Genomic DNA, 22,477 nt, shown 5'->3' with positions numbered 1-22,477 from the left:
TGCGGGTGTAGTTTAGTGGTAAAACCTCAGCCTTCCAAGCTGATGATGAGGGTTCGATTCCCTTCACCCGCTCCATTTTATATACATATGGGCCTATAGCTCAGCTGGTTAGAGCGCACGCCTGATAAGCGTGAGGTCGATGGTTCGAGTCCATTTAGGCCCACCATTCCGAAGTAGCTCAGTGGTAGAGCACCGCACTGTTAATGCGATGGTCGTAGGTTCGAGTCCTACCTTCGGAGCCATACTGGGGAAGTACTCAAGTGGCTGAAGAGGCGCCCCTGCTAAGGGTGTAGGTCGGGCAACCGGCGCGAGGGTTCAAATCCCTCCTTCTCCGCCAGTATATGGCCCCTTGGTCAAGCGGTTAAGACACCGCCCTTTCACGGCGGTAACACGGGTTCGAATCCCGTAGGGGTCATCATAAAAAGTGTCATGCATTCAGTTGCATGACACTTTTTTTCTTTTGTCCAGAAATGTAGCTGTGGACCGTCATCCCAAGCATGACGAGTACGATGCCGCACCAGGATAATGCAGAAGGCCATGCAATTGACAAGAAAAGGATTTCCCCTATTAAGGCAAATACAACTTCCATAGATTGGGTAGCTTCCACTGCGGCCAACTTTTGCATATTCCCTCTGACCAGATCCGTTGCTTTAAAAAACAGTACGGTGGCAATGACTCCTGAACTGATTGCCACGACCAGTGTTTGGATGCTTTGCGATCCCGTCGGTCCACCAACTGTAAACAGGCCATAGAGTGACAGCAAAAACCAAAAAGGAAGGCTCGCTAATGCCATTCCCAGTACTCTTTGATAAGCGTCCAGTCTGCCATCGCACACTTCCATCATCTTTCTATTTCCTAATGGATAGGCAAAAGCAGCGAGTATAACTGGAAGAAAACCGAACCATATTGAAGCTGAGGAAACAGAAGCTATGTGTTCCAATTGCATCAGGCTGACACCGGCCACGATGATAAGTGATACCAGCAATCCCTTAATGGGGATTTGGCCTCTGACTTGAAGGGGCCCTTTATTTGTATGTAGAGTAATTAGAAAAAGTGGAGCCAGCAGCGTACCTGCTATTATGGTGATTTGCCATGTACCGGCTATTAGCCATCCCGGCGAATAGGCAGCGGCAAAACACAGTGGGGCATAGAACAACCCAAATCCGACAAAACTCCAGAGCGCCCATGCTCTTTTATTTTTGTTCATTTCCAGCAGCAATTGTTTCAAATTGCCTCGCATAAGAACAATAACCAACAAAAAAGGAACCATAAAAATAAAGCGGAGAGAAGCACTCCAAATCCAGCTGCCTCCGCCGGCTTCCATGATAGCGTTCAATACAAACGTAAAGGCGAAGAAAAATGCGGCGCAAATGCCGATAATGACAGGTTTCAGCTTCTTCCCCTCCAAACTAGAATCTCCTGAATTATCTATCTACTATATCGTATGGCTATCGATTTTTCAAAGTGTAATTTAAACACAAAAAGGGATCTCCGAAGAAATCCCTTTTGAGCCTTCTATTATAGTAGGTAGTCAATCAATAAACCGATGCCCAGCAAAAATGCGAAAAATGTATTTGTTTTACCTGTATCCTTCATAGCCGGCATTACTTGTAACGGTTCCGTATAGCGTTTAAAGATCTGCACAACTTTAACCGGTTTGAGGACGCTCAGAAAAACCAGTAAAGCCCAGGGTGTCAATGTCCCTGAAATAACTAGGATGACAATCCATGCATAAGCAATAATAAAGAAAAACATCAGAATATTGACTGCTGCCGGTCTTCTAACTAAAATCGCCAGCGTCTTGCGGCCGCTTTCTTCATCTCCCACAATGTCACGGATATTATTGGACATCATGATAGCTGCCACCAACAAAGTACTCGGAACAGCAAGCAAAGATGCTTCCAGAGTCACGGTGCCTGTTTGAATATAGAAGGCGATGATGACGATCAAGTAGCCCATGACGACTCCGGAAAAGAGTTCTCCGAAAGGGGTATAGGCAATCGGATAAGGTCCGCCTGTATAAAGGTAGCCGATCATCATTGCCACTCCGCCTACGACTAATAGCCACCAAGTAGTCTGTGAACAAATATAGATTCCGATTGCACCGGCTATCACGTAAAGCAACAACGCCAACATCAGAACGGTTTTGGGTTTGACGCCGTTCCGTACGATTGCGCCGCCGATGCCGACAGATTTCTCGTTATCTAAGCCACGGGCGAAATCGTAATACTCATTGAACATATTCGTAGCTGCCTGAATCAATAAACTTGCGATCAGCATAGCTAAAAATAAAGTCCAGTTGATCGTAGAATAATGCAAAGCAATCATCGTTCCCAGAAAAACGGGAGCGAAGGAAGCGGTTAAGGTATGGGGACGGGTTAACTGCCACCAGACGCGCCATCCGCTGTCTGCCTGTAGTGAATGTGTCATGTATATCTCTCCTTTAATTCTTTCCACTCTTCATTGTACTTCAAAATAGAGGCAAATACAGCATATGATGTGCTGATTTTAGCAGAAAAGAGTATGATAGAGGATAGAGATTAAAAAGTAGAATACTGAATGAAATAAACTAAACTATTGTTTAAAACGGAGGTAATCAGGTGAATTCAGAATCGTATTCATCGACCCAGCAATTTGCGGAAAGCCGTTACGAAGGCTACCGCTTTTATACGGAAACAATCGAAGTAACCCGCATGTCCGCGTTAGCTTTTTTTGAAGCGGGCAGAGACGGCCATGCAGGAAAGCGCATGTATTGGCAAAATCGTGAAAAGACCTTTACGCTTGTTGGACTCGGGCATGCCCACGTTTTGACATCAGATGCGGCACAAGGCCGGTTTCAGAATATCAAAGTTGATTGGAAGAGCTTATGCCGGCAAATCGTCAATGAAGAGCATGCTGTACAGCCAGTGCTGTTTGGAGGATTTTCATTTGATCCGTTAAACGATAAGGAAAGTGAATGGACAAATTTCCCGCAAGCTTATTTCGCTGTGCCGACTTTCCAGCTTATTTTAAAAGGCGAGCAGGCTTACGTCAGCATTCATCTGATCACTGAACAACAAGAGAGCTTTGCCGAATTTGAGGCATTGCGCAAAGAGCGCGACAAGTTGATTCATGCAGCTCAAGTATCCGAAGTGGACAAATACGATAAGCCACAGGCAATTGGCCATCTGGAATTGAGAAAAGAGGAATACCTGCATTCCATTCAACAAGTCACCGACACCATCAAAGCTGAAGAGGTGGAGAAAGTCGTTATCGCACGTGCGTTGAAGCTGGAGTTCGATGAAAAACTTTCGCCGACGGCTGCCTTGTACCAGGTATCCAACGAACAACCCGAAAGTTTCCTCTTCGGGCTTGAAGCAGAAGAGCAGTTTTTCTTTGGGGCCACACCGGAACGGCTAGTGAAAGTGGAAGACAAAAAAGCACTTTCCACTTGTTTGGCGGGCTCTACGCCTCGCGGGAAAACTGTCGAGAAAGATACGGAACTGGGAAATGCTTTGCTGGCAGATCCCAAAAACCGTGGAGAACACCAATACGTGGTCAATATGATTTCTGAGGTTTTTGAAGCTTATTGCAGTCAGGCAAGTGTCCCTAAACTGCCGAAATTGATGAAGATCAGGGATATCCAGCACTTATATACACCGGTGGAAGGTAATTTAAATCCAGGTGCTACTTTGTTTGATTTGGTGGAAGCCCTCCACCCGACGCCAGCACTTGGTGGAGAGCCTAAACTGGAAGCTATGGAGATGATCCGGGAGTATGAGGCATTGAACCGCGGCTATTATGCAGCGCCCGTCGGCTGGATTGACGCTAAAGGAGACGGTGAATTCGCTGTTGCCATCCGTTCGGCTTTATTGGATGGAAAAGAGGCTTATTTATATGCGGGAGGCGGAATTGTAGCCGATTCTACACCGCAATCAGAGTATGACGAGACATGGGTTAAATTCAGACCGATGCTTCGGGCATTGGGAGGTCAATTGAGTGACGAGTCGTGAAGCATTAACAGAGTACGTATCCGCATTTACCCATTCGCTGGTCGAGCAGGGAGTGACGGACGCGGTTATCAGTCCGGGATCCCGTTCAACGCCGCTTGCCTATGCCTGTATGAAGCAGGAAGGGATGACAGTCTATCGGCAGATTGATGAACGTTCAGCAGCTTATTTTGCACTGGGCATGGCGAAGGCTTCCGGCAAACCGGTGATGTTGTTATGTACATCCGGAACGGCGGCAGCAAATTATTTTCCTGCAATCGTCGAAGCCTATTATGCACGGGTTCCATTGATTGTCGTAACGGCAGATCGTCCGCATGAACTGCGGGAAGTAGGGGCTCCTCAAGCAATCAATCAAATTAATTTATTTGGCTCACATGTGAAATGGGCGACGGATCTGCCATTGCCGGAAACGGAAAATCAATTGGCGTTCCTATCCCGCCATCTGCATCGTTCTGTCCGAAATGCCAGCAGCGAACCAAAAGGCCCGGTACATATCAATGTGCCTTTCCGCGAACCATTGCGTATTGATTTCGAACAGGCGTATGAAAGCCTTGGTGAAATTGCTCATTTTGGCGGTGAGATGTCATTGAGTGCTGATAGCCAGGCATTTCTGCAGGACCTTGTGAAAAAAGAAAAAGGCTTGCTGATTGTCGGCGAAATGACTGCACCGATGCCGGAGGAATTCTGGGGCTTTATTCAAAATCTCGGTTGGCCGGTATTGGCGGATCCGCTGTCGAATCTGCGGGGCAATGTGCCTGCGGAAGCAAGACACTTTATTATCGATTCTTACGACGCTTTATTGAAAAGTGAAGCATTTAAAGAAGACGTGGTGCCTGAAGTGGTCATCCGCGTCGGACCGCAGCCGGTTTCAAAGCCATTGACTTTGTTCTTAGCTGCAGCAAAACCGGAAAAGTACATTGTCTTTGACGAAAGCCCCATGTTGCGGGATGCCCAATCCGTGGTGACGCACCATATCCAGGCATCGGCGAATAGTTTATGGAAAATGCCTATGGACACTGGAAATGCCAACTCTTACCGTGAAAAATGGACAGCAGCATCCGCCCTTTACTGGGAAGTTGTCGAGCGCCACTGCCAGGAAGAATTGGACGAAGGTGTCTTGGCCAAAGTATTTTTTGACAGATTGGAAGCTTGCGATCTGATTGTCGGCAGCAGCATGCCAATCCGTGACGTTGATACCTTTTTTAAAGCGACAGAGCGGGATGTCATGGTGTATGCAAACCGGGGAGCGAACGGCATTGATGGCGTAGTGTCAACAGCGTTTGGGGTTCAGGCTGCGAAACAGCGGCCGGCTTATCTGTTTATCGGTGATTTGTCATTTTTACATGATATGAATGGGCTGATTGCGTCCAAAATGCAGGAAACGGATCTGACCATTGTCATCATGAATAACGATGGCGGCGGTATCTTCTCCTATTTGCCTCAGTCTCAGGAAGAACATCATTTTGAGGATTTATTTGGAACGCCGACAGGACTGACTTTTAGTGATGCAGCGAAAATGTACGATGCACAGTATGCAGCGGTGGAAACGGCTGAACAATTGGCGGAAGCATTGGACCAGCCGAAAAATAAAGCCGTAAAAATCATTGAAGTGTTTACAGACCGACAGCACAATGTTGTGACGCACCGCAAATTATGGAGCCGCTTTAATGAGGAGCTGGCAACGCAATGAAACTGGATGTTAATGGAGTAAGTTACCATGTGGAGATAATCAATGCCGACCAACAGGAAACGATTGTCTTTTTGCATGGCTTTACCGGCAGCATAAAAAGCTGGCAGCCGGTCATTGAAGGATGGAACGATGTGAAAATCGTTCTGATCGACTTGATTGGCCACGGCGAAACGGATTGTCCGGAAGAGATCGAGCATTATCGAATGCAACGGCAGGTGGAAGACCTGGATGCGTTGTTCGCCCAGTTGGGTTTGGAGGGATTGACGCTTATCGGCTATTCGATGGGCGGACGCACCGCACTTGCTTATGCCTGCAATTTTCCGGAACGCCTTAAAGGATTGGTATTGGAAAGTGCGTCTCCGGGGCTTCGGACTGATGAAGAACAGCAAGAACGGCAAACTCGTGATGAAGGACTGGCGCAGCGGATTGCTGCCGGTGGAATAACGAATTTTGTTGACCGTTGGGAAAACATTCCGTTGTTCAACAGCCAGAAATCCCTCTCTGAGCCGGTGAAACAAGCTATCCGGGAAGAAAGGTTGGCACAGAATCCCATTGGCCTTGCAAACAGTTTGAAAGGGATGGGCACAGGTGCGCAGGAATCTTACTGGGAGTTGCTGAAGAACTTAGAAACACCGGTTTTATTGGTGACAGGGCAATTGGATGGGAAGTTTAGAGCAATCGCCGAAGAGATGGCTGAGCTGCTGCCGGATGCTGTTCATAAAACTATTGAAGGCGGGCATGCAATACATGTGGAAAAACCTGCTGAATTTGCTACAATAGTAAGGGAGTATTCAAGTTTGAACTATCAAGGAGGAAAATCATGACACGCGAGTGGATTACAGAACGTACATATGAAGATATCAAGTATGAAATTTTTAATGGTATTGCTAAAATTACCATCAACCGTCCGGAAGTGCGCAATGCATTCCGTCCAAAAACGGTTCACGAATTGATCGATGCATTTTCACGTGCACGTGATAATTCAGATGTCGGCGTCATCATTTTGACAGGAGAAGGCGAAAAAGCTTTCTGTTCAGGCGGAGACCAATCCGTACGCGGACATGGCGGCTATGTAGGGGAAGATGAAATTCCGCGTTTGAACGTCTTGGACCTTCAGCGTTTGATCCGTGTTATTCCAAAACCGGTCATCGCAATGGTTGCAGGATATGCAATCGGCGGCGGACATGTCCTTCACGTAGTATGTGACTTGACGATCGCAGCTGATAACGCACGTTTCGGCCAAACTGGCCCGCGCGTTGGTTCATTTGATGCCGGCTATGGTTCGGGTTACTTGGCACGCATCATCGGACACAAGAAAGCACGTGAAATCTGGTACCTATGCCGTCAATACGATGCGCAGGAAGCATTGGATATGGGCTTAGTCAACACAGTGGTTCCTCTGGACCAGCTGGAAGACGAGACCGTTCAATGGTGCCAGGAAATGCTTGAAATGAGCCCAACTGCTCTTCGTTTCGTTAAAGCGGCAATGAATGCAGATACAGATGGCCTTGCCGGATTGCAGCAGATGGCTGGAGACGCGACATTGTTGTACTACACAACGGATGAAGCAAAAGAAGGCCGCGATGCGTTCAAAGAAAAACGCAAACCGGACTTTGGCCAATTCCCACGTTTTCCTTGATCACCGAATAATTGAAAGCTGTCCTCTCAGGGGACAGCTTTTTTTGAAGAAAGGATTTTTTAAAATGACGTATCCGAACTGGTTGAGCCAGCGGAGTTATTTGAGTGGAGACCGTATGGCCTTGTCATTCGAGGAGCGGCAATGGACATTTTCAGAAATCAATGATCTGGCGCTTGTTTATGCCGGCAAATTGTCAGCACTTGGCGTTAAAGCCGATTCGCGTGTAGCGATCCTTGCCAAGTCCAATCCTGATTTTGTTTTTGTCATGTACGGCTGCCTTCATTTAGGCTGTGAGATGGTCATGTTGAATGAGCGTTTGGCGAAAGCTGAACTGGCCTATCAAATTGAAGATGCCCAGGTAAATTATGTATTGGTGGTTGATGTCCTGAAGGAGAAAATAGACGCAGCCAATGTGATTTTGTTCAGCCAATTGGATGAAACGGAACCGGCAGCATTCGAACCGCAAAAACAATGGCAACAGGACCGCACCATTTCGATCATGTATACCTCGGGTACTACTGGGAACCCGAAAGGAGTCCGTCAGACAGCCGAGAATCATTTCTCCAGTGCAGTTTCATCAGCGCTTAATATAGGAATTGCCCCTGAAGATGTCTGGCTTTGTTCAGTCCCGCTGTTCCACATCAGCGGTTTTTCGATTCTCATGAGATCGCTAATCTACGGTATGGGAGTGCGGTTGTATGAAAAATTCGATGCCCAGCGCAGTGCAGAGGAAATCTGCAACGGCACGGTGACGTACATGTCCATGGTCGGGGTGATGCTGGAGCGTATTCTGGCAAATGTGGAAGAAGCCGCAATGCCGGCTTCTCCCCGTTTCAAAGCGATTCTTGCAGGAGGAGGACCGATTCCGGTCGCCTACATCAATCGCGCAGAAAAATGTGGAATTCCGGTGCTGCAGACATACGGCATGACGGAAACATCTTCTCAGACTACCACTTTGCAATCAGCGGATGCCGAACGAAAAATCGGCTCTTCCGGCAAACCGCTGTTTTTATATCAAGTGAAAATTGATGGCACAGAGGAACCGGGAGAAAAAGGCGAAATCCTTATTCACGGTCCTCAAGTCACGCCTGGATACATCGGCAAATTTGCTGAACGGAAAGTTCAGGAAGACGGCTGGCTCCATACCGGGGACATCGGTTATTTAGATAATGAAGGGTTTTTATTTGTGGTGGATCGCCGTTCAGACCTGATTGTTTCAGGTGGGGAAAATGTCTATCCCGCTGAAATTGAAAAAGTGTTGCTGGCCCATCCCGCTGTCCGTGAAGCCGGTGTATGCGGTGGGCCGAGTGATAAATGGGGAGAAGTTCCCGTAGCGTTCGTGGTGTTGAACAAAGAAGCGACGGCGGATGAGCTGTTGGTGTATTGCCGCGAGCAGATCGCTTCTTATAAAGTGCCAAAGCAGCTGCTGTTTGTTGAGGAGCTGCCCCGCAATGCCTCCAACAAGCTTTTGAGAAGAGAGTTGAGAACATGGCTGTAACTATCCGGGACATCCAGTTGGAGACGGTGCGGAAACCGCTGCGGAAACCGTTTAAAACGGTGCTGCAGCAAGTGGAAGAGCGTGAAGTGATCATTGTTTCGGTGACCGGTGATAAAGGGCATGTCGGCTACGGGGAATGCGTGGCTTTCGAAACGCCCTGGTATACAGAAGAGACGATTACCGGCTGCCGTTTTGTATTGGTGCATTCGTTGCTGCCGCTTCTTGACGGTAAAACCATCAGCCATCCAAACGAAGTTTGGGAGTTGTTCCAAACTGTCAAAGGCAACCGGATGGCCAAAGCGGCGGTTGAAATGGCGGTATGGGATTTGTTCGCCAAAGTGGACCAACAACCATTGTGGAAGTTTGTTGGAGGTTCCCGGCAAGCGATTCCAGCAGGCGTGGTTGTAGCTGCGGACCCTTCAAAAATAGCAGAGCAGGTGGCACAGGCTGTGAACTCCGGTTACCGGCGAATAAAAATAAAGATACACCCTGAAACAGATCGTACTTTATTGAAAACGATTGTTGCCGCCTACCCGGAAATCCTGTTTTTTGCAGATGCCAATGGCAGTTTCCAGACACACAGTGTTGAACGATTGAAAACATTCGACGATATCGGCTTTACGCTGATTGAACAGCCTTTTGGCGAACGGCAATGGGAGTTGCATGCACAGGCGAAAAAAGAGCTGGACACGAAGATCTGTTTGGATGAAAGTATTGCCTCTGTGGAAGATATGCAGGAAATGATTGACCGGAAAGCCGGCGACATTATCGTCTTGAAAATGAGCCGGCTTGGGGGATGGACAGAAACATTAAAAGTGATCGAACTGTGCCGGACCCATTCCATCGGTACCTGGGTCGGGGGAATGATTGAATTCGGCGTTTCCAAAGCCCATAATCTGGCTTTGGCATCGTTGCCGGGAATCATCTACCCTGGTGATTTTTCAGCTTCCGGACATTTCTGGGAGAAAGATATCATCGAGCCTGAAATCATAGTAGAAAATGGCGAAATCGTTTTGAGCGATCAACCGGGAATCGGTTATACAGTGGTCTGAATCAATTATGGTTCAGACCTTTTTTATCAGGTGGAATTTTTGTTTGCAGTTGGGAAATAATATGAGACAATGAATAAAAATTAACAGTAATGAATAATTAGCGGTTGTGATCATTCTTTTAAAGATCTGAGGGAAGAAGCCAGGGAGGTGCATCCATGTTTTTGAATCGAATCAGTTTATTGAAAGAAGAAATCGACGATTATGGACAGTATCCTTTTACTGTTCCTTCGATCGGCACTATGGATCAACTGGATTTGAGCAATCCAATTACTTTTTTTGTAGGGGAGAATGGCTCGGGCAAGTCTACATTGCTCGAGGCCATAGCGGATAAATGTGGTTTTAATACAGCTGGAGGAGGCCGCAATAATACCTATGAAGTCCATGCCGCTGAATCGGCATTGGGCGACTATATCCGGCTTTCCTGGATGCCGAAAGTCACGAATGGGTTCTTTATGCGTGCGGAATCGTTTTACAACTTTGCCACACATCTTGAAGAAATCGACGGGGATGGTTTCCAATCGTATGGAGGCCGTTCCTTGCACGAACAATCACACGGTGAATCATTCCTGTCTTTGTTCTTGAACCGTTTTAACGGCCGTGCCCTGTATTTGCTGGACGAGCCCGAGGCAGCATTATCGCCGCAGCGGCAATTGACGTTTCTGCGAATATTGAAGGATTTGATTGATGAGGAAAATTGCCAGTTCATCATCGCGACCCATTCGCCTATTCTTCTTGGCTATCCGGATGCCAAAATCTTGAGCTTTGATGGCGGCTCCATTGAAGAAATCGATTATGAAATGACAGACCATTACCGAATCACTAAATATTTTCTGGACCATCGGGAAAAGTTTTTGAAAGAGATTTTGGAGGATTGACAAGCCGTTGTACAATGGAAGAAAATGAGAATCATTAGTATAAACAAAAGGTGGGGTGAATGTGACAAATTCGGAGAGAGCAGCCATAAAAAATCTTGCTGTCGGCATGCCGGAAAAGATGGTCTATGGAGACGGCAAAACTATGGAAACGGCTATACGAAAAAAACAGGTGGAAAAAGTATATTTAACCAAAGATGGTTTCGAGGGAGATGGCGTGGCGGACCTGAAGCACCATGGGGGACCGGATCGCGCTGTCTGCATTTATCCTTATGAACATTATGATTACTGGAATGGCCATTTCGGCACACAATTGCCCCACGCTGCTTTTGGAGAAAACCTGACAGTAACGAATATGCTGGAGCAGGCTGTCTGCATTGGCGATATTTTTCAGGTGGGAGAAGCCATTATTCAAGTGACGCAGGGTAGAGTTCCTTGCCATACAATCGACAAGCGGCTCGATATGAAGCCGCTGCTGAAAGACATGGTTAAGACAGGCTATACAGGATATTTATGCCGAGTCCTGGAAGAAGGGACAATCAGAGCCGATTCAACCATCCGTTTAGTATCGAAAGATCCTCAACAAGTATCAGTTCTCTATGCCAATGAAATCAATTTCCATCGCCCGAAAGATGTTGATGGCATCGTCAAAGTGCTTGAAGCGGAAGAACTTGCAGATGAATGGCGGCAATTTCTGACAAAGCGGTTGATTAAGCTGACTTCTGGAAAGTAGCATACCTTTTCTTTCCCATCAAAAAGCACGGCAGCGAAATTTCAGCTGCCGTGCTTTTTAATGGATTGGTGTACCTTTTTTATTTCAGAATTGTTTCCAGTACCTGCAGATTTTTTTCCATTAAGGTGAAGTAAGTTTCTTCGTTGTCGATATCCTCCTGTGTCAATACACCGAGATTATGCATTTGAATCGCTTCTGCACCTACTTCGTTTTGAATGACTTCCGTCAAATTGGAAGAAACATTTTGTTCGAAGACAATGTACTGAACGTCTTTTTCTTTCGCCAAATCGACGATTTTGGTCAACTCTTTTTGCGATGGTTCATCCTGGCTGTTCAATCCTGCAATCGCAACTTGTTCAAAGCCATAAGGTTCAGAAAGGTAGCTGAAAGCCGCGTGAGAGACGAAGAAAGTATCTTTGCTGACACGTTCAGACAAAGCTTCGAAGGATCGATCCAAAGTCTCTAACTCCGCAACCAGTTCCGTATAATTGCTTTCGTAAACTTCTGCATTTTCCGGATCAGCCTGTGTCAACGAAACCTTGATGGATTCCGCCAGTTTCTCGCTAAGCATCGGAGACATCCAGACATGTGGGTCAGTAGAACCGTGATCATGGCCATCGTGGCTTTCCGCTTCTTCGGCATGTGCTTCATCATGCTCTTCTTCGTGTTCCTCTTCTTTATGGCCAAGAGCTGCTTCCAGGTCTTCATCTGAAATCTGATCGGCTGTGGCAATGAATTCGACGTTTTCATTCTGTAAAGTTTGTTTGGCGCTGTCGATAAATCCTTCCAGCCCCAGACCGATTGAAAACATCAAATCAGCATCTGCCAACTTGATCATCTCTTGCTGTGTAGGTTCAAAAGTATGTTCATTTGAACCTGCCGGATAGATTGATCGGACATCGACCAAATCTCCAGCAATGCGCTCAGTGAAATAAGTCAGGGGATAAACTGTTGTGTACACCTGCAGTTTTTCCGGATCTCCATCCACGCTTTGTGCTTCTTCACTTGTCTTTCCACAAGCTGCCAATAACAAAATCAAGGGTACCAATAATAGAATCTTTTTCATATTCAACCTCCAAAATGTAACGATTACGTTTTAATGACTATTTGAATATTACAGGAAGCTCTTTAAAAACACAAGAAAAACCACCAATTATTTTTTTGGTGGCCATTCTTCCGGGACAAAATCAATCCCGCCTTTATGGAAAGGGTGACAGCTCAAAATGCGTTTGGCTGCCAAATACCCGCCTTTCAATGCGCCATGCTTCTCAACCGCTTCGATTCCATAATGGGAACAGGTCGGATAGAAACGGCAGCTTGGCGGAGACAAAGGCGAGATGAACCGCTGGTAGAAGCGGAAAATCTTCAGTAAAACCGTCTTCATGATTGTTCAGCTCTTTTCGGGTGAGTTCTCCATATGTTTATTGTAGGGGCATTAGAGGTATAAATAAAGTATAAGTACTTATCAAACTAATTGGAGTGTGATTGGAAATGTCAAACGAATTAAACCACGAATTAAACGTACAGGTGGCTACATGGTCTGTAGCTTATACAAAATTACATAATTTTCATTGGTACGTGAAAGGGCCTTCGTTCTTTACTCTGCATGTGAAATTTGAAGAATTGTATAACGAAGCAACCCTTCATATGGATGAAATCGCTGAGCGCTTGTTGGCATTGGGCGGAAAACCGGTCGCTACAATGAGAGAGCAGCTTGAGCTGTCTGTTATTGAAGAAGCAAACAAAAAAGAAACAGCCGAAGAAATGGTTGATACCGTTGTCAGTGACTACGACAAAATCATGAAATCTTTGAAAAAAGGCATGGAATTGGCGGCTGAAGACGGCGACGACATGACAGAAGATATGCTGAATGCTATTCACCAGAACCTCGAAAAACATTCTTGGATGTTATCAGCATTCCTGGGTGAAAAGAAGTAAAATAGAACTATACAAGCGTACACTGAATTCTAGTGTACGCTTTTCCTATGGCATCGGGGTGAAAAAATGCAGTATACAGATTTAAACGGTTATTTATGTCAATTATCATTCGAAGAAAACAGCTTCTCAATTGAGAGCAGGCATGTGTTGGTGATCAGCCGTTACAAAGGGCAATGGCTATTGACACGGCATAATGAGCGCGGACTGGAATTTCCCGGAGGCAAAGTAGAAGCGGGTGAAAGTTTACAGGAGGCGGCGATGAGGGAAGTTTATGAAGAAACGGGCGCTCATCTGAAGGACCTAGAATGGTTTGCAGAATACGTGGTTTTTTCGGAAATTCCTTTTTGCAAAACGGTCTTTACAGGGGAAATCGAAAAAATTGATCGGATCCCGCTTCTTGAAACGCAAGGAATCGTGTTATCAGGAAATTTGGAGTTGGACGACAGCTACAGTTTTTTGATGAAAGACGAAGGAATGAAGACAATAATAGAGAAGGTGAAGCAGCTTGGAAAATGGAATGATTGATAAAAAGAAACCTTATCCATCACCGAATCCTCATGTCCGTTTGACGGAAATTATTTATTGGTCGGAAGGATTAAGGGTAAAAGGCATGCTGGCAGAGCCTAAGGAGCCCGGAAACTATAGCGGCATTTTGTATTTAAGGGGTGGCATCCAGTCGATCGGAATGGTGCGCCCTGCTCGGATCGCCCAATTTGCGGCACAGGGCTTTGTCGTGTTTGCGCCTTATTACAGAGGCAACCGGGGTGGTGAAGGCCGTGATGAATTTGCGGGGGCAGACCGGTGGGATGCGGTCCATGCAGTCGATGTCCTGAAGCACTACAGCAACGAAAACGTGCATCTGCTGGCGTTTTCAAGAGGCGGCATCATGGCTTTATGGACGGCAATCCTTCGCCCGGATATTGCATCTGTCGTTACGTGGGCGGGTGTAACAGATACAGTACTGACATATAAAGAGCGGCCGGACATGCGGCGCATGATGAAACGGCTCTATGGCGGGACGCCCAACACAGCATTGGCTGAATACGAAGAACGCAATCCCTTGTTGCGGATCGAGGAAAGTGCAGCCCCTTTTTTGATCATTCATGGCCTGAAGGATGAAAACGTCTATCCGGCTCAAGCTTTTCTGTTGGAAGAAGCATTAAAGCTGAATGGGCAGACGCACGAAACCTGGTATTTTCCGGATTACACACATTTTTTTCCGCCGGCAGCAAATCGCCAAACAGTACAAGCAGTCTGTAAGTGGATGGGTGAACAAGAAAAAAAATGATTTAACTGAATCCAAACAAAAAAACCGTTCGGATTTCTCCGAACGGTTTTTTAACATATGCTTATTTTTGAAGTGGTCCGCCGAGTGTAGTAATTTCCGGTGCGACAGTACCGAACTTTTGGAAGTTCTCTTGGAATTTCTGTGCCAATTCCGTTGCTTTCTGGTCATAAGCTTCTTTGTCTGCCCATGCATTGCGTGGGTTCAATACTTCTGTCGGCACTCCTGGTACTTCTACAGGAATCTCGAGGCCGAAGATCGCTTCTTTTTCGGTCGGTACGTTGTTCAACTCGCCTTTGATGGCAGCGCGAACCATTGTACGCGTGTAAGAAAGCTTCATGCGGCTGCCGACTCCGTAGACGCCGCCAGTCCAACCTGTGTTGACAAGGAAGACTTGAACGCCGTGCTCATCGATTTTATTGCCGAGCATTTCTGCATAGACCGTTGCGTGCAACGGCAGGAATGGTGAACCGAAGCAAGTAGAGAATGTTGCTTCAGGAGATGTAATGCCGCGTTCTGTACCAGCCAATTTTGATGTATAGCCGCTTAGGAAATGGTACATCGCCTGTTCTTTCGTCAACTTGCTGATTGGAGGCAAGACGCCGAATGCATCTGCTGTCAAGAAGACGATCGTTTTCGGATGTCCAGCAATTGAAGGGTCTACAATATTATCGATTGCCTGCATTGGGTAAGCAGCACGTGTATTTTCAGTCAATGAACCATCGTTGTAGTCAGGGATGCGTGTATCCGGATCCACTACCACGTTTTCAAGGACAGAACCAAAACGGATGGCGTCGTAGATTTGTGGTTCGTTTTCGCGTGACAAGTTGATGGTTTTGGCATAGCAGCCGCCTTCGATATTGAAGACGCCATTATCGGACCAGCCATGCTCGTCATCACCGACCAATTTACGGTCTCCATCAGCTGACAAAGTCGTTTTGCCTGTACCGGACAAGCCGAAGAACAAAGTCACATCGCCGTCTTGGCCAACGTTCGCTGAACAGTGCATAGGAAGAATGCCTTTTTCAGGCAATAAGTAGTTCATGATTGAGAAGATGGACTTCTTCATTTCGCCGGCGTATTCAGTACCCCCGATCAAAATGATGCGTTGTTCCATCGATACAATGATGAATGTTTCAGAAGCGGTCCCATCAACTGCAGGGTCTGCCATGAATGTAGGAGCATAGACTACAGTGAATTCAGCTTCATGCGTTTTCAATTCTTCAGCCGTCGGACGGATGAACAATTGGTGGGCAAACAGGTTATGCCACGCGTACTCATTGATAGTTTGGATCGGTACACGGGATTCGTGGTCAGCTCCGGCGAATCCTTTGAATACGTATAGCGCATCTTTTTCTTTTAGGTGTTTAAGCACTTTAGCGTACAGGTTTTCGAACACTTCGCTGGAAATCGGACGGTTCACATTGCCCCAGTCGACTTTGTTTTTAGAACTTTCTTCTTCGACCATGTATTTGTCTTTCGGCGAGCGGCCTGTGTATTTCCCAGTCTCCGCTTTAACAGCGCCTTCCCGTGTCAAAACCGCTTCTCCGCGAGATGTTGCTGCTTCCACTAATTGTGGCACTGATAATTGAACATGTACATTTGGGCCAGTCAAAAGATCCTTCAAATCGTTTGCAAAGTTCACTGAAGTCATATATATGTACCTTCCTTTTCTGTTATTCCCATGGCGATGGGGAGGATGTATATTCGTTCATTAGTATAACACATTAGGTTCATTAGTCTATACTAATTCGCTGCAGAATTGAAAAAATATTGAAATAAGGTTCTATATTAGGGGATTGGGAAGGACGGAGGCTGTTGCTCCTTGGAAAATTCGAAGGTCATATTGTTTTAAAGATGGGGCTAACTCCCATCATAACAGGAGCTGTATGAAATCACATAATCCCAATTAGAAATTATTGCAGTTTCCTGGCCGATAGGAAAAGAACTTCACGAATGTTCACTGCGTAGGATGAGAGCATCCAGCAATAAAATTTGAGCATTTTATTCGCCGAAATCGTTGACATCCCCAAACTATTTCCGTATGATGAAAAATTGAACGGATACTCTTATTCCGAGCTGGTGGAGGGGACAGGCCCTATGAAACCCGGCAACCTGCTGCAACTGCAGTGATGGTGCCAAACCTGAAACAAGGCTTACAGGCCTTGGATGATAAGAGTGAAAGGTGCTTATGATGATTCTCCTTTCCTCATGACGAATGAGTGAAGGGATTTTTTTATGGAATGCCCTTAATCCTCGTGTGAAAGGCCACAGACGGCTTGAAGTTCAATCCGGAAATTCCGGAACGGACTTGACATGGGAAACGAGTACCGTATCAATTTCGAGAGCAATCTCGCAGGATATAAGGAGGAACATTTTTTGAAAAACCGTCGATTATTTACTTCAGAATCAGTAACAGAAGGGCATCCGGACAAAATCTGTGACCAAATCTCAGATGCTATTTTGGATGCAATCTTAACCGAGGATCCAAACGCACGTGTTGCGTGTGAAACGACTGTAACGACAGGACTTGTTTTAGTAGCAGGGGAGATCACTACTTCCACTTATGTGGACATTCCAAAAGTCGTTAGACAAACGGTAAGAGAAATTGGATACACACGCGCTAAATATGGTTTCGATTCAGAAACAAGTGCAGTTCTTACAGCGATCGATGAGCAATCGCCGGATATTGCTGCCGGAGTCAATGTGGCACTTGAATCACGTGAAGGCCAAATGACAGATAAAGAAATGGACGATATCGGAGCAGGCGACCAAGGGTTGATGTTCGGATATGCCAACAACGAAACTGAAGAATTAATGCCATTGCCGATTTCATTGGCACATAAATTGGCGCGCCGCTTGGCTGAAGTACGCAAGGAAGAAATTCTTCCATATTTGCGCCCGGATGGCAAAACGCAGGTGACAGTTGAATATGATGAAAACAATAAACCGCTACGCGTGGACACAATTGTTATCTCTACTCAGCACCACCCGGAAGTAACGCTTGAACAGATTCAACGCAATATTAAAGAATACGTCATCAAAGAAGTCGTTCCGGCAAAATGGATCGATGAAGACACCAAATACTTTATCAATCCAACTGGGCGTTTCGTAATTGGCGGACCTCAAGGAGATGCGGGCTTGACTGGCCGCAAAATCATCGTAGATACCTACGGTGGCTATGCTCGCCATGGCGGCGGTGCTTTCTCCGGTAAAGACGCGACAAAAGTTGACCGTTCAGCAGCTTACGCAGCCCGTTATGTAGCTAAAAACATCGTTGCTGCAGGCCTTGCAGACAAATGCGAAGTGCAGTTGGCGTATGCAATCGGAGTAGCACATCCTGTGTCTATCGCTTTCGATACATTCGGCACGGGCAAAGTAGATGAAGACAAATTGGATGATTTGGTACGTGCAAACTTTGATTTGCGTCCTGCCGGCATCATCAAAATGTTGGATCTGCGCCGCCCGATCTACAAGCAGACTGCAGCTTACGGACACTTTGGCCGTACGGATGTTGATCTTCCTTGGGAACGTACTGACAAAGCAGCAATTCTTAAAGAAAAAGCTGGCGTAGAAGCTGGTATTTAAACATGCGTTAGAAAAGGATGACCGGGCAGCGATGCCTGGTCATCCTTTTTTTGTTAGTCTTTTTGAAGAGATTTGTAATAAGCCCCTTTTTCCGCATATTCGCGAACGATGCGTTCCATGTCGATTTTGTCATCTTCGCGCAGTTCACGGACCACTTTTGCGGGACGGCCGAGCGCAAGCATGCCGGGTGGAATGACTTTTCCGGGAGGAACCAAGCTGCCCGCTCCGACAAATGCACCTTCTCCGATTTCCGCTCCGTCGAGAATGACGGACCCCATGCCTACCAGCGCCCCTTTGCGGATGATGCAGCTATGCAAAGTCACTTGATGGCCAATGGTCACTTCATCTTCCAAAAGCAAGGTTTTGCCAGGGCTTTGATGAAGCATGCAAAGATCCTGGATATTGACTTTATTGCCGATAATGGTTGGTGAGACATCGCCGCGGATAACCGTGTTGAACCAAACCGATGAATGGGCGCCAATCGTCACATCACCCGAGATGGTCGTATAGTCAGCGATGAAAACCGATGGATCGATTTGGGGGAATTTGTCTTTATATGGATAAATCATGGCAAAGCTCCTTTAAAAAAGATAAGATATTCTATAATCGTAACAAATCAAATCAAAACGTCAAATAGGAAATACAGCAGTAAGAATTATTGGTGGAGAAAGGAAGTCGGAATATGTGGAAATGGCAGGCGGAAGGCACAGCAAAAGCGGTAGTGGTATTGATCCATAGCGCGTATGAGCAGCATCTGCGTTATGCATGGCAAATTGAGAAATGGCGATCGGCTGGATTTCATGTCTATACGGGAGATTTGCCGGGCCATGGCAGGAATGCTGGTGCCGATCACGTACACCGTGAATCGTTTGATGACTACGAGCAGGCAGTAAGTGAAATGCTGAAACTGTCATCGGAAAATGATTTGCCGGTATTTGTCATAGCGCATGGACTGGGCGCAACCATAGCGATGAATGTGCTGGCAAACCGAAAGTTCAATGTGGCCGGTGCCATTTTCACCTCTCCATGGCTTCAATTGAAGAAATTGCCTCCGAAAGCACCTCATGCATTTCCGGGAGTTTCTCAGTTGACGGGCCGGAGGAAAATGGAACATGGCATTGAACTCCGCCATTTGACCAGAGACCAATTTTCCTTAGATCAGGAAACTGAAAACAAACTGTACCATTCAGTCATCACCTCTGGATGGTATAAGGAGTTGCAGAGCTATATGAAAGAAACCGCAGCTGCTGTCGACTTGTATCCTCGGATTCCGACGTATCTGCATACAGCAGAGCGGGATATGATTACTGAAATAGACGCATCCCGGCAATGGCTGCTGAAGCAGCAGCTTACCGAGTTTAGTTATAAGGAATGGAAATTCTGCTATCACGACATTTTTCAGGAACCGGAAAAAGAAGAAGTTTTTCAAGCGGCGCAAGCATTTATCTATACAGTGCTGCGGTCGGTCGGTTACTTGGTTGAAGAGTGAACGAGAATAAATGGCGCAGAGGAGAGATTACAATGGCATTAAGCTATAGCATACTGGACCAATCCCCGATTTCAGAAGGCAGTTCACCGCAGGAAGCCTTGAAACAGACGGCGGTTCTTGCACAAAAAGCTGAGCAATGGGGGTATACCCGCTTTTGGGTATCTGAGCATCACGATGCGACGACCCTGGCCGGCTCTTCGCCAGAAGTGCTGATCGCCCATCTCGGAGCGGTGACCAACACTATTCGGTTGGGATCGGGTGGTGTCATGCTGCCGCATTATGCCCCTTTTAAAATTGCTGAAAACTTTAAGCTGCTGGAAGCGTTGTATCCAGACAGAATCGATGCCGGAGTCGGCCGTGCACCTGGAGGCATGCCGCGTGCTTCCTATGCATTGAACGAAGGCAAAAAACGGGACACCAGCCAATTCCCTAAACAAATCGATGAGCTGCGCATGTACTTGATGGATTCGATTCCCGAAGAACATCCGTATTACGGAATGAAAGCGACACCGGTGACGAAGCATAGCCCGCCGATCTGGATATTGGGGTCAAGTGAAAACTCGGCACAGCTGGCAGCGGAAAAAGGATTGCCTTATATGTTCGCTCATTTCATCAATGGCGAAGGCGGACAGGAGTTTGCCAAAGAATACCGGAAACAGTTTAAGTCTCATAAAGAAAGCGAACCCCGGGTAGGCTTCGCGATATTCGTCGTCTGTCAGGAAACGGCCGAACAGGCGGAGTGGGTGGCTTCATCGATGGATCTGTCCTTGTGCATGGGTGCGCAGGGAATGCCTTCAAAAGGCACACCGCCTCCTGAAAATGCTAGGGCATATCCCTATTCCAAATTTGAAAAGTTATTGGTCGCTGAAAACCGCCGCCGAATGGTCGTCGGTACACCGGAGCAGGTAGTGGACAAACTGGAAATTATGTCATCCGAATATGGAGCGGATGAAGTGATGCTGGTTTCATCGGCTTACGACTTTAATGACAAACTTAAAACTTTCCGATTGATTGCGGAAGAAATGCAGAAACGCCGATAGGAGAAATCTTATCGGCGTATTTTTATGGCAGATTTTTGTTTCCAAAAATTTAGAATAAAAAAGGGGAATTCAGTAAAAATGGATTGAATATTCAAATTATTTTATTTCATTGTATACATTTAATTTTTAAAAATATATGTTCAAAGCAGATATCGAAAGATAAAAATACCATCTGTCATCATCTATGTAACTGCAGTTAAAGTAGATGTTAGGATTTGTAACCTTATTTGGGAAAGAGGTGTGAAATGAAAAAAGCAGCCGCCGTTTTTTCGCAATATTTGCGATTGCTGCAGCCTTTGCTTATTTGACCGGCCATGATGAAAAGCACCTAGAGATTTACGTGTCAATTGATGGAGATGATCAGCAAAGCGGAACAGTGGAACAGCCATTGAAAACATTAAAACAAGCAGCTTTATTGGCAAAAGCAGGGACTACTGTCTATGTGCGTGAAGGAACATATGAAGAAAAATTGACGATCAAACACAGCGGCAGCAGATCTATGCCGATTGTATTCAAGCCTTACCAAAATGAACAAGTCATCCTGAGTGGAAAGGGTTTTAAGAGTGTGGAAGACGACACCGCCATGATTACAATTGACAATAAAAATCATGTGGCGATCAGTGGATTCACTGTACAGGATCTATCGACAGATTCAGCAGACGCGACTGTGATGGGGATTCTGGTCACAGGGTCGAGCAGCCACATCCGATTGGATCATAATCATGTGCGGCGAATTGAAACCCATTCAGATCAAGGGAATGCTCATGGCATAGCGGTATATGGCGTCAATGCAATAAAAGACATTAAGTTGCTCAATAATAAAGTGGAGGATCTTAAGCTTGGAACCAGTGAAGCGCTCGTCCTCAATGGAAATATTGAGGGGTTTGAAATCAGCGGAAACGTGGTGCGCAGATGCAATAATATCGGCATCGATTTGATTGGACACGAAGGCATCTCATCGAATAAAAAAATGGATTATGCGCGAAACGGCGTTGTTTTCCAAAACGAAGTATACGCCATCTCAGCATACGGCAATCCTGCTTATGGAAATGAATACAGTGCGGCAGGGATTTATGTGGATGGGGGAAGAGATATTAACATTGAAGAGAACCTGGTTTATAAAAATGATATTGGAATTGAAGCAACGTCAGAACAACAAGGACAGGCTGCCGAACACATCAAGATTCATAAAAATACGGTCTATGGAAATGCGTATACCGGTATATCCATTGGTGGGTATGACGAGGAGCGTGGAGGGACCCGCAATTCCCATATTGCGAAAAACATATTGTACAGGAATGATGCCAAGGGAATAGGCGGGGGACAATTGATGATTCAGCATGATGCACAAGGCAACAAGATTGAAAAAAAACATCTTAACTGCTGGTGCTAATCGTATTTTCATCGCTAATTATTTTAAAACAGGGAAAAATAATAAACTCATTCAAAATGTGTTTCATAAAGAAAATGGAGAAAAGGGGATTTGGATTTGGGAAGATGAAGAATTCACTTCTTTTACAGCCTTTGAATCAGTTTCAGGAACTGACAAAGCAACAAGGTATACAGATCCCAAATATGTGAATTCCAGTAGTTTTGATTTCAGATTCGCTGAAGATTCTCCGATAAAGGGGATTTTTGAATGACTGTGGAATATTCATCTGGGA

22 protein-coding genes, 5 tRNA genes and 1 riboswitch are annotated in these 22,477 nt (G+C 46.1%); of the genes, 21 read left to right on the top strand and 6 right to left on the bottom strand.

Translation table 11 applies throughout. From position 1 onward, the window contains the following. Position 1: 1 nt before the first annotated feature. The 5 genes from QMA04_RS16440 (at position 2) to QMA04_RS16420 (ending at position 415) form a co-directional block, all read left to right on the top strand. Positions 2-75, top strand: a tRNA-Gly gene (locus QMA04_RS16440). A 14-nt stretch (positions 76-89) separates the two neighbouring features. Beyond that, positions 90-166, top strand: a tRNA-Ile gene (locus QMA04_RS16435). Position 167: 1 nt separating this feature from the next. Then, a tRNA-Asn gene (locus QMA04_RS16430) sits at positions 168-242 on the top strand. 4 nt (positions 243-246) lie between these two features. Next, positions 247-337: transfer RNA gene (locus tag QMA04_RS16425), tRNA-Ser, on the top strand. Positions 338-343: 6 nt separating this feature from the next. Then, a tRNA-Glu gene (locus QMA04_RS16420) sits at positions 344-415 on the top strand. A gap of 12 nt (positions 416-427) precedes the next feature. Here QMA04_RS16420 and QMA04_RS16415 read toward each other — a convergent pair. Together QMA04_RS16415 and QMA04_RS16410 are read right to left on the bottom strand one after the other, a co-directional pair. Further along, the gene (locus tag QMA04_RS16415) at positions 428-1,393 is read right to left on the bottom strand and encodes a DMT family transporter (protein ID WP_191716750.1); all 966 of its coding nucleotides are present in this window, start codon (positions 1,391-1,393) and stop codon (positions 428-430) included. 125 nt (positions 1,394-1,518) lie between these two features. Next, positions 1,519-2,430: a 1,4-dihydroxy-2-naphthoate polyprenyltransferase gene (locus QMA04_RS16410; protein WP_191716653.1), complete on the bottom strand. Its 912-nt coding sequence runs from the start codon at positions 2,428-2,430 to the stop codon at positions 1,519-1,521. A 170-nt stretch (positions 2,431-2,600) separates the two neighbouring features. Between QMA04_RS16410 and QMA04_RS16405 the strand changes: the two genes are divergently transcribed. The 8 genes from QMA04_RS16405 (at position 2,601) to QMA04_RS16370 (ending at position 11,473) form a co-directional block, all read left to right on the top strand. Continuing rightward, on the top strand, positions 2,601-3,992 hold the full coding sequence (locus QMA04_RS16405; RefSeq protein WP_203341249.1) for an isochorismate synthase: 1,392 nt from the start codon (positions 2,601-2,603) through the stop codon (positions 3,990-3,992). Further along, positions 3,979-5,679 carry a 2-succinyl-5-enolpyruvyl-6-hydroxy-3-cyclohexene-1-carboxylic-acid synthase gene (gene menD, locus QMA04_RS16400; protein ID WP_290187066.1) on the top strand — a complete coding sequence of 567 codons (1,701 nt, stop codon included), beginning with the start codon at positions 3,979-3,981 and terminating at the stop codon, positions 5,677-5,679. Before QMA04_RS16405 ends, menD begins: the two co-directional genes overlap by 14 nt. Then, positions 5,676-6,503, top strand: coding sequence for a 2-succinyl-6-hydroxy-2,4-cyclohexadiene-1-carboxylate synthase (gene menH, locus QMA04_RS16395; protein WP_290187064.1), 828 nt, complete (start codon positions 5,676-5,678; stop codon positions 6,501-6,503). The genes menD and menH overlap by 4 nt, the downstream gene beginning before the upstream one ends. After that, positions 6,500-7,318 carry a 1,4-dihydroxy-2-naphthoyl-CoA synthase gene (menB, locus tag QMA04_RS16390; RefSeq protein ID WP_191716657.1) on the top strand — a complete coding sequence of 273 codons (819 nt, stop codon included), beginning with the start codon at positions 6,500-6,502 and terminating at the stop codon, positions 7,316-7,318. Before menH ends, menB begins: the two co-directional genes overlap by 4 nt. Positions 7,319-7,382: 64 nt before the next feature. Beyond that, the gene (locus QMA04_RS16385) at positions 7,383-8,816 is read left to right on the top strand and encodes an o-succinylbenzoate--CoA ligase (RefSeq protein ID WP_290187076.1); all 1,434 of its coding nucleotides are present in this window, start codon (positions 7,383-7,385) and stop codon (positions 8,814-8,816) included. Beyond that, positions 8,807-9,868 carry an o-succinylbenzoate synthase gene (menC, locus tag QMA04_RS16380; protein ID WP_290187061.1) on the top strand — a complete coding sequence of 354 codons (1,062 nt, stop codon included), beginning with the start codon at positions 8,807-8,809 and terminating at the stop codon, positions 9,866-9,868. Before QMA04_RS16385 ends, menC begins: the two co-directional genes overlap by 10 nt. 155 nt (positions 9,869-10,023) lie before the next feature. Continuing rightward, positions 10,024-10,743, top strand: a complete 720-nt coding sequence (locus QMA04_RS16375) for an AAA family ATPase (protein WP_191716659.1) — start codon at positions 10,024-10,026, stop codon at positions 10,741-10,743. Between the two features lie 61 nt (positions 10,744-10,804). Continuing rightward, positions 10,805-11,473 (top strand): MOSC domain-containing protein, encoded by a 669-nt coding sequence (locus tag QMA04_RS16370; RefSeq protein ID WP_290187058.1) that lies wholly within the window; start codon positions 10,805-10,807, stop codon positions 11,471-11,473. A gap of 79 nt (positions 11,474-11,552) precedes the next feature. Here the strand turns inward: QMA04_RS16370 and QMA04_RS16365 are convergent, their stop codons facing one another. Continuing rightward, entirely contained in the window at positions 11,553-12,539 is a 987-nt protein-coding gene (locus QMA04_RS16365) for a metal ABC transporter solute-binding protein, Zn/Mn family (RefSeq protein WP_290187056.1), read from the bottom strand. An 87-nt stretch (positions 12,540-12,626) separates the two neighbouring features. Beyond that, a complete protein-coding gene (gene yidD / locus QMA04_RS16360) occupies positions 12,627-12,857 on the bottom strand; it encodes a membrane protein insertion efficiency factor YidD (protein WP_191716661.1) in 231 nt (76 codons plus the stop codon). A 107-nt stretch (positions 12,858-12,964) separates the two neighbouring features. Between yidD and QMA04_RS16355 the strand changes: the two genes are divergently transcribed. The 3 genes from QMA04_RS16355 (at position 12,965) to QMA04_RS16345 (ending at position 14,699) form a co-directional block, all read left to right on the top strand. Beyond that, positions 12,965-13,411, top strand: a complete 447-nt coding sequence (locus tag QMA04_RS16355; RefSeq protein WP_290187054.1) for a Dps family protein — start codon at positions 12,965-12,967, stop codon at positions 13,409-13,411. A gap of 66 nt (positions 13,412-13,477) precedes the next feature. Next, the gene (gene ytkD, locus QMA04_RS16350) at positions 13,478-13,936 is read left to right on the top strand and encodes an RNA deprotection pyrophosphohydrolase (protein ID WP_290187053.1); all 459 of its coding nucleotides are present in this window, start codon (positions 13,478-13,480) and stop codon (positions 13,934-13,936) included. Continuing rightward, a complete protein-coding gene (locus QMA04_RS16345) occupies positions 13,917-14,699 on the top strand; it encodes an alpha/beta hydrolase family protein (protein WP_290187050.1) in 783 nt (260 codons plus the stop codon). Before ytkD ends, QMA04_RS16345 begins: the two co-directional genes overlap by 20 nt. Positions 14,700-14,760: 61 nt before the next feature. Here the strand turns inward: QMA04_RS16345 and pckA are convergent, their stop codons facing one another. Continuing rightward, a complete protein-coding gene (gene pckA / locus QMA04_RS16340) occupies positions 14,761-16,350 on the bottom strand; it encodes a phosphoenolpyruvate carboxykinase (ATP) (protein WP_191716664.1) in 1,590 nt (529 codons plus the stop codon). Positions 16,351-16,762: 412 nt separating this feature from the next. Next, a riboswitch (SAM riboswitch) is annotated at positions 16,763-16,875 on the top strand. A gap of 200 nt (positions 16,876-17,075) precedes the next feature. On the opposite strand from pckA, the gene metK reads away from it, so the two are divergent. Further along, complete coding sequence (gene metK / locus QMA04_RS16335) at positions 17,076-18,284, top strand: methionine adenosyltransferase (protein ID WP_290187048.1); 1,209 nt, start codon at positions 17,076-17,078, stop codon at positions 18,282-18,284. 53 nt (positions 18,285-18,337) lie between these two features. Here metK and QMA04_RS16330 read toward each other — a convergent pair whose 3' ends face one another. Beyond that, positions 18,338-18,853, bottom strand: coding sequence for a gamma carbonic anhydrase (locus tag QMA04_RS16330; RefSeq protein WP_290187046.1), 516 nt, complete (start codon positions 18,851-18,853; stop codon positions 18,338-18,340). 113 nt (positions 18,854-18,966) lie between these two features. Between QMA04_RS16330 and QMA04_RS16325 the strand changes: the two genes are divergently transcribed. From QMA04_RS16325 to QMA04_RS16310, 4 genes are all read left to right on the top strand, one after another. Beyond that, complete coding sequence (locus QMA04_RS16325) at positions 18,967-19,773, top strand: alpha/beta hydrolase (protein ID WP_290187045.1); 807 nt, start codon at positions 18,967-18,969, stop codon at positions 19,771-19,773. Positions 19,774-19,805: 32 nt separating this feature from the next. Continuing rightward, complete coding sequence (locus QMA04_RS16320; protein ID WP_290187043.1) at positions 19,806-20,813, top strand: LLM class flavin-dependent oxidoreductase; 1,008 nt, start codon at positions 19,806-19,808, stop codon at positions 20,811-20,813. A 340-nt stretch (positions 20,814-21,153) separates the two neighbouring features. Further along, a complete protein-coding gene (locus tag QMA04_RS16315; RefSeq protein ID WP_290187041.1) occupies positions 21,154-22,206 on the top strand; it encodes a DUF1565 domain-containing protein in 1,053 nt (350 codons plus the stop codon). Continuing rightward, positions 22,175-22,456 (top strand): hypothetical protein, encoded by a 282-nt coding sequence (locus QMA04_RS16310; RefSeq protein ID WP_290187039.1) that lies wholly within the window; start codon positions 22,175-22,177, stop codon positions 22,454-22,456. Before QMA04_RS16315 ends, QMA04_RS16310 begins: the two co-directional genes overlap by 32 nt. The last annotated feature ends 21 nt before the right edge of the window (positions 22,457-22,477 follow it).

It is taken from the genome of Planococcus sp. APC 3900 (assembly GCF_030407735.1).
Taxonomy (GTDB): Bacteria; Bacillota; Bacilli; order Bacillales_A; family Planococcaceae; genus Planococcus; species Planococcus notacanthi.
The sequence above is the reverse complement of the archived record's forward strand: the minus strand, read 5'-3'. Positions and strand labels throughout refer to the sequence as shown.